The sequence below is a fragment of the Myxococcus sp. AB056 genome, from assembly GCF_006547365.1.
Lineage (GTDB): Bacteria > Myxococcota > Myxococcia > Myxococcales > Myxococcaceae > Myxococcus > Myxococcus virescens.
The window spans coordinates 1-4653 of the sequence record NZ_VHLB01000180.1 but is presented as its reverse complement, the minus strand read 5'-3'; the positions used below and the strand labels follow the sequence as shown (position 1 = coordinate 4653).

General features: G+C 70.0%; 1 protein-coding gene and 1 pseudogene. Both read right to left on the bottom strand.

Translation table 11 applies throughout. The features are described from left to right. A pseudogene (locus FMP39_RS36870) lies at window positions 1–298 on the bottom strand (hypothetical protein); the annotation flags it as partial. A 668-nt stretch (window positions 299–966) separates the two neighbouring features. Then, a partial coding sequence (hrpA, locus tag FMP39_RS36865; protein WP_228558651.1) for an ATP-dependent RNA helicase HrpA occupies window positions 967–4653 on the bottom strand: 3687 nt, incomplete at its 5' end.

Genomic DNA, 4653 nt, shown 5'->3' with positions numbered 1-4653 from the left:
GGGGGACAGGGTGGGTGTTCCAGGTGCCGTTGAACGAGCCCGTCAGGATCTGGATGCCCAGGTGGAGGTCGACGCCGGCCTGGTTGGAGACGAAGAAGTCTTCAACGGCAGGGCCGATGGCCTCCACCGAGGGGCCCTTCCGCACGGGGAGCTGCACCGCGCCCTCACGGACGCTGACGTACTCGCTGCGCTGGGTGAGGAAGTCGGGGAAGTCGAGTTCGATCTGTCCGGCGAAAGCGATCGACGGGGTGAGAGACAGCAGCGAGCCAGCCAGGAAACGCTTCACGTTCCTCGTCATGGACTACTCCTGTGTTGTTTGTGCGGGGTCGGCCGAAGCCAATTCCCTACTAGCACTGGTCTTGAATTGAATTCAAATCCAAACGAGAAAGGCTGGTAATTCAGCAAGTGTGGATGATTGCGCCCTGGGCGTGGCGCACGTCATCGGGATGTCAGGCTAAGGGGTTGCCGCTGGGGCAAACCAGACTGGCGGAGGGTCATGCCAGGAACGAGCGCGGGTGAGTGGGTCAAATACATCCCAGGTGGAGCGCGTAATGGGTTGCAGTTTCGTGATGCGTCGCGATGACGGTGGTGATGTATTTTATTTGTGATTGATTCGCTCTCGGCTTCATGGATGGTTAGGTTTTTGTGCTGTGATTGGTCGCCGCGAAGGGCGACGTCCCCGACAGGGCGAGTCCCACCTGGAACCATGCTGGACACGGCCGGGCTCTCCCGAGTCGTGCCCTCCGTTGTCGCTCAGCGGGATGCTGAAGCGGGCTCCTACGAGGGCCGTGCTGGAGCAGTTCGACGCCGGGGGCGACTGGTGTAGCCCCCCTGAGGCGTCGGACATGCTCGTTCTGGCCGGCGTCACCGGGGAGCGCGGGCCGTACGACCGGCCGGCGGTGGCAGTCGGGCGGCAGCACCTTGAGGACGCCGATGCGCTCGTCGCGGACGCGCAGCCACCCGCTTCTAGCGCAGCGCCGCGAGGGCCGCGCCGACCTTCGCCACCGTCACGGACACGGGCGTCGTCACCTCCGGAGCGAAGATGGCCACGCGGAGCTCCTCGAAGGCCCACCGCAGCTCCTGCGCCGCCTCCTGGTCACGCACGGTGGCGCGCCTGGCGAGGAAGGTCTCCCACAGGGGAGTGAAGGGCGCGGCCTTCCCTGCGTCCTTGCTGGGGTTCGCCACCGCACGCGACAGCCGTGCCTGGGCCGCGCGGAGGTAGCGCGGGTAGTGCAGCAGGCGCACGAAGGGAATCCACTCGATGAGGTTCGCGGGGAACAGGTGCCCGAGCTGCGAGCGGATGTCCCGCACGGCCGCCGCGCCGCTCGGTCCCCTTGATGCCGCCTTGAGTGCCGCGAGCGTCGTGGCGAGCTCCGCGGAGGTGACAACGACGGCGTTCGCCCAGTCCCGGGCCGCACTCTCGAGGCGCGGTGAGCCCTCACGGACCAGCGTCTCGAAGGCTGCCTTCATGCGGGGCAGCGGCGCGCCCGGTGTGAGCTTGAACGCGTCGTCAACGCCACGTGCGAGGACGAGCGCCCGGAAGGCGTCGGCCTGGCCCCGTGCGGGCGGCGCGCCGTCCAGGGACGGGAAGGGCGTTGGCATGCGCGCGGCGCTGACGGCCACGTGCCCGCGCGCGGCGAGCATCAGGAGCCGGCGGACCCCCGTGCGCGTGGCCGCGTCAGCGGCGGCGGATGTCTCGAGCAACACCAGGTCCACGGTGGCGCCCCGGTCGACGAGCGCGGGATAGCTGCGGACCTCGAGGTTGCCGACCCGCCGGGTGACCACGGCGGGCAGGTCGCCGAAAGTCCAGGCGGTCAGCCCCTTGCGCTCCCAGTCCGACGCCGGCGCCGCGCTGCGCAGCGCCGCCCGTGCATGGCCTCCGTGCTGCTTGAGCAGCGCGTCGACGTCGCGGCCCCGCGCGAGTTCCTTGCCCTGCGCGTCGAGCACCCGGAGCGTGATGCGCAGGTACGGCACCACGGCAGCCGCCCGGAAGGACTCCTCGGTCACTTCCATGCCGCACAGGCGGGACACCGCACGCGCGAGCGCTGGAATCATCGGCCCGCGGAAGGGCACCAGTTCCTTCTCGAGACGGTCGACCAGATCCGGCAACGGCCCCAACTGCTTGCGCTGGGCGCGGGGGAGCTGCTCGAGCAGGGCGGTGAGCTTCTCCCGCTGCCACCCGGGGATGGTCCAGTCGAGCTCACCCGGGGCTATCTGGGCGAGCAGCAGCAGCGGCACGCTCAGGGTGATGCCGTCGTCCTCGGCCGAGGGGTCGAAGGTGTACGTCACCGGCACGGACGCGCCGTGCAGCTTGATGGCATCCGGGTAGTGCGCCGGGGACAGGCCCGGGTCGTGCGAGAGGGCATCCTCCATCGAGAGGACGAGCACGTCGGGGTCGGCCGCCTCGGCCTTGCGACGCCAGACCTCGAAGGCCGCTCCGTCCGTCACGTCCGCCGGGACGCGCTTGTCGAAGAAGGTCAGCATCGCCTCGCTGTCGAGCAGCTCGCTGCGCCGGGCCTTGTCCCGCAGGCGCGCCACGCGCTCGAACACCTGGCGGTTCTTCTCCTGGAACGCCCCTCGGGTGCGGTACTCGCCTCGCACCAGGGCGTGCTCGAGGAACATCAGCCGTGCTTCGGCGGGGTCCCTGCTGGCCAGGGGCACGGGGCGCTCCCTGAAGACGGTCAGCCCGAAGAGGGTCGCGTTCTCCTTCACGATGGCGCGCGCGGACTTCTCCGACCAGTGCGGATCGGAGTAGCTGCGCTTGAGCAGGTGGGGGGCCGCCGCCGCGAGCCACTCCGGGTCGAGCTTCGCCACGGTGCGCGCGAAAAGCTGGGACGTCTCCACGAGCTCGAACGCCATCACCCAGGCAGGGGGCTTCTTCGCGAGCGCCGACGAGGGGTGGACCATGAAGCGCGTCTGCTTCGCGCCCGTAAAGTGGCGCTGCTCCGGATTCCACTGGCCGATGCGGGACAGGAGCCCGGTGAGGAGCGCCTGGTGCAGGGCGTCCCCGCGCGCTGGGGCGCCCCGGCCCTTGCGCGGCAGGCGCAGCTCGCGGACGGTCTCCTCGAACTGGCGCTGGACGTCCCGCCACTCGCGCACCCGCAGGAAGGACAGGAAGTTGTCCCGGCACACGCGCCGCAGATGGGACGTCCCCCGGCCCTCGGCCTCGCGCACGAACGCCCACAGCTTGAGGAGCCCCGTGAAGTCCGAGTGCTCGTCACGGAAGCGCCGGTGCAGGTCGTCTGCCTTCTGCGCGAGCTCCCGTGGCCGCTCGCGCGGGTCCTGCAGGTTGAGCGCCGCGGCGACGATGAGCACCTCGTCCAGGCACCCGTACTCGGCGCCGGCGAGAATCATCCGCGCGATGCGTGGGTCCACCGGGAAGCGCGCGAGCTGGTGCCCCAGTGGCGTCAAGATGCGCTCCTTGCCCTCGATGGCCCCGAGCTCCTCGAGCACCCGCCAGCCCTCGGCGATGGCCTTCGGCTGGGGCGGGTCGAGGAAGGGAAAGTCCTCGACGTCACCGAGGCCGAGGGACTTCATCCGCAGGATGACCCCCGCGAGCCCGGTGCGCTTGATTTCCGGGTCGGTGAAGGCGGGCCGCGTGGTGAAGCTCACCTCGTCGTAGAGGCGCACGCAGATTCCCTCGCGCACGCGGCCGCAGCGCCCTTTGCGCTGGTCGGCGCTGGCCTGGGAGACTGGCTCGATGTGCAGGCGCGTGGTGCCCGAGCGAGGCTCGTAGCGCGACAGGCGCGCCACCCCCGTGTCCACGACGTACACGATGCCCGGGATGGTGACCGACGTCTCCGCGACGTTGGTGGCGAGGATGACCCGGCGCTGGGGGATGGTGGCGAAGACGCGTGACTGCTCGGCGGCCGACAGGCGCGCATACAGCGGCTGCACCACCGTGCCGCGGAGCTCGCGCGCGTTCAGGGCATTCTCGGCCTCGCGGATCTCCCGCTCCCCGGGGAGGAACACGAGGACGTCCCCGTTCGGGTCGAGCGAGATGACGTTCGCCACCGCATCGGCGACGGCGTCGGCGAGCTCGGCGTCCTCGTGGGGCGGCTCGTAGAGCACGTCCACCGGAAAGGTACGGCCCTCCACCTGGATGACCGGAGCCCCTCCGAAGAACTGCGAGAAGCGCTCGGTCTCGATGGTGGCCGAGCTCACCACCACCTTGAGGTCGGGGCGTCTGGGAAGGATGCGCTTGAGCCACCCGAGCAGGAAGTCGATGGTGAGGCTGCGCTCGTGGGCCTCGTCGAGCACGATGGTGTCGTAGCGGCGCAGGAGCGGGTCGCTGTGAATCTGCGCGAGCAGGACGCCGTCGGTCATGAACTTCACGGCGGTCTGCCGGGACGAGCGGTCCTCGAAGCGAATCTGGTACCCGACGTCCGTGCCCAGCTCCGTGCCGAGCTCGCGTGCCACGCGCGCCGCCACGCTCGTCGCGGCGATACGCCGGGGCTGGGTGACGCCAATCTGGCGCGGGCGGCCGCGCCCCATGGCGAGCAGGACTTTCGGTAGCTGCGTCGTCTTCCCCGAGCCTGTGGCCCCCGCGACAATGACCACCTGATGGGCGGTGATGGCCGCGGTGATGTCCTCCACCCGGCTCGAGATGGGGAGCTCGGGGGGGAAGCGCAGGGTGGGCAAGCCGCCGGGGGT